This is a genomic window from Niallia sp. NCCP-28 (genome assembly GCF_023168165.1).
Taxonomy (GTDB): Bacteria; Bacillota; Bacilli; order Bacillales; family Cytobacillaceae; genus Niallia.
On sequence record NZ_BQYJ01000028.1, the window covers coordinates 1 to 2341 of the forward strand.

5 protein-coding genes are annotated in these 2341 nt (G+C 35.2%); all 5 read left to right on the plus strand.

Translation table 11 applies throughout. The features are described 5' to 3' along the window. Nucleotides 1-20 precede the first annotated feature (20 nt). Entirely contained in the window at nt 21-1076 is a 1056-nt protein-coding gene (locus tag NCCP28_RS23365; RefSeq protein WP_248563552.1) for a replication initiation factor domain-containing protein, read from the plus strand. Between the two features lie 62 nt (nt 1077-1138). Continuing rightward, nucleotides 1139-1402 carry a hypothetical protein gene (locus NCCP28_RS23370; RefSeq protein ID WP_248563553.1) on the plus strand — a complete coding sequence of 88 codons (264 nt, stop codon included), beginning with the start codon at nt 1139-1141 and terminating at the stop codon, nt 1400-1402. Between the two features lie 35 nt (nt 1403-1437). Beyond that, complete coding sequence (locus tag NCCP28_RS23375; RefSeq protein WP_248563554.1) at nt 1438-1704, plus strand: hypothetical protein; 267 nt, start codon at nt 1438-1440, stop codon at nt 1702-1704. Between the two features lie 16 nt (nt 1705-1720). Further along, nucleotides 1721-2041, plus strand: a complete 321-nt coding sequence (locus tag NCCP28_RS23380; protein WP_248563555.1) for a hypothetical protein — start codon at nt 1721-1723, stop codon at nt 2039-2041. Between the two features lie 7 nt (nt 2042-2048). After that, nucleotides 2049-2273: a hypothetical protein gene (locus NCCP28_RS23385; protein WP_248563556.1), complete on the plus strand. Its 225-nt coding sequence runs from the start codon at nt 2049-2051 to the stop codon at nt 2271-2273. Nucleotides 2274-2341: the final 68 nt, after the last annotated feature.

A 2341-nucleotide genomic window follows, 5' to 3' on the forward strand; every position in this document is an offset into this window, starting at 1 on the left:
AGTAGGAGTGAGGTGGAATTATGAATCTAACAGACAATGAGTTGGAGGATGTGCGTAAGGGTTTAGTGGTTATTAAAACGTCTATTGATAGACTTACTATTTTGGGTGATGATGTCGGTAATTTTGATGAGATTGTTAATAAAAATGAGTTTGGTTTTATCAAAAGGTATGCTTATGCTAAATATCCTTATAAAAGGGATTTTCACTGTACTGATGGTTCACTTATAGAATGGACAGATGATGCTAAATTTAAGTCTATTAGATATGATTTCAATCCTAATAATATTAAAGATTCTAAAGAAAGAGAACATCGTAGAGCTGTTTCTCAAATATTAAAAACTATGAAATATCCTAAAATTAGTCGTATTGATATTGCTATTGATGTTTTTGGTGAGAATTTAGCTAAGTATCAAATTTATGATAATGCACAAAGGAAAAAGAATTATTGGGTAGATGCTTTGGAACAGTTAGAAACTCTTTATATTGGTGCTCCTGCGTCTCCGTTGCGTGTAAGGATTTATGATAAGGCTAAAGAGCAAAAGAGTAGCGAAGGCGTTCAGTGGTGGCGTATAGAGGCTCAAATGCGTGATTTGTGGTGTCAGTCTGTTCATGGATATGTAGAGGTTAATAAGTCTTCTATGAGGATTCCTGTTTCTCTTTTTGATCCTTTTAAAGATATTAGATTTTTTATTCCTGCATATAAGGGTTTGGAAAGTGTTCAGGAAAAAGCGATGATTAAGTTGTTGTTAGAAGAACCTGAAGAGATTAAACGTTTAGGTAAAGCTACTAGGGCGAAATATAGAAAGATCCTTGCCAGTATGCCAGCTGACAAGGAATTGGGTGTTTCTGATATTTTCGAACAACATAAAGATAATTTACTTTCACAAATATTATACTGGTTGCGAATTCCTGAAGCAAATGATGTTCTTGCTAAATCTGTGAATAGAAAGATGGATTTTAGAACTAAAGAAGATATGGAGAAAGATATCGAGTTAATGTTTGAGTCTTTGGAAGCGGAAGATAAAGAAACAGAATTTAATGTAGAGTCTGTTAAAATGCATATGCTTTATAATTAATTTTAAAGAGCAGCCACCCCCAACGTCCTGTTCTTGGGAGGAGCCAGAGATGGAGGGGCCCAATGATGGGATGGTGGGGGCAGCACATTGTAAAATTGGAGTCTGAGCATAAAATAAAGTTGTTAGCTAGATTGATAGAAAATTTGAAAGTAAACGAAGTGGTTCCTTTACTTGGAAAGGCGACTCTGATAACCTTTTTCGGGTTTGCCACATTTAGAATTTTTGGATGTGGCGGCAGTGGCAAAGAATCGGGGTCGCAAAGGTTCCAAGTAAAGGATACTTTTGAATTTTCTATTGTAAGTAGAACTAATTGTTGCTTTTTTTAGGCTTTTTGCGTAAGATTTACGCAAGGGGGGATATTATGGAAAAAATGGATAATGTTTATTTGTTTACTGATGTGAACGAATGGATTAATTATACGTCTTCTTTACAGAAGAAAATGTTGTCTCCTGGGGGTTTCGCAATGTTAGCTGGTGTTTCTCGTTCTACTGTTAACTCTTGGATTTATAGGGACAAACTTATTAATTATTATAAGTGTAAGCATCCTACTGGAGGAGAATATGGTCTTATTCCTGCAGAAGAAGTGAGAAAGGTAGAAGATAGGATTAAAAAAATAAGAAAGAAATAAGATAGGAGGATTTTTTATGAAGAGAAAAGCTGTTGTTGGAGAATTTGTTATTGATAGGGCAGGTTTTAGATATCAAGTGGAAGAAGTATTTGAAAAGTCTGTTTCTGTTGGGAATGGAGAGTATCTTATGCATACTGATTATCAGGTTATTCCTGAGTCTGTTTTAACTACTTTGTCAGTTTTGGAAAAGGAATTTTCTAATTTAGTAGAATCTATGGGAGGTTTAGAGAATGCACAGGAAGTTTTCTTGAATTTAGTTAATCGGCAAATGTATTTAGAAGATTATCCAAAGAAGAATCCTAGGGAAATGTATACATTTAATGTTTTCGAGGGGTGAGGTTAGGTTGAAACATAAAGGGAAATTAGTTGCGGTTCGAATGAATACAGGGGAAAAGTTAGTTGGTTATTTGGTGGATCCTATTCGAGATGGATTTCCGGTACCGAAAAGAGATGGTGGTATGTGGTTGGCTAGAAAAACTCATTTGACTTGGTTATCTGATGATGGAGTTGAAGAGGTAAGATTGGCTAAAGATGGTGAGGAAGAGATTGATTATAGGGTGAGAAATTGATTGAAATTTATACGGTGCTGTAACACCGTGTTTACCGTTCACATATTGAACCCACCATACCAAAAAGA

What these genes read in the sequence shown, in the direction of transcription:
- NCCP28_RS23380 (WP_248563555.1), top strand. Translation starts at nt 1,721, where the DNA reads ATGAAGAGAAAAGCTGTTGTTGGAGAATTTGTTATTGATAGGGCAGGT.
- NCCP28_RS23375 (WP_248563554.1), top strand. Translation starts at nt 1,438, where the DNA reads ATGGAAAAAATGGATAATGTTTATTTGTTTACTGATGTGAACGAATGG.
- NCCP28_RS23370 (WP_248563553.1), top strand. Translation starts at nt 1,139, where the DNA reads ATGATGGGATGGTGGGGGCAGCACATTGTAAAATTGGAGTCTGAGCAT.
- NCCP28_RS23365 (WP_248563552.1), top strand. Translation starts at nt 21, where the DNA reads ATGAATCTAACAGACAATGAGTTGGAGGATGTGCGTAAGGGTTTAGTG.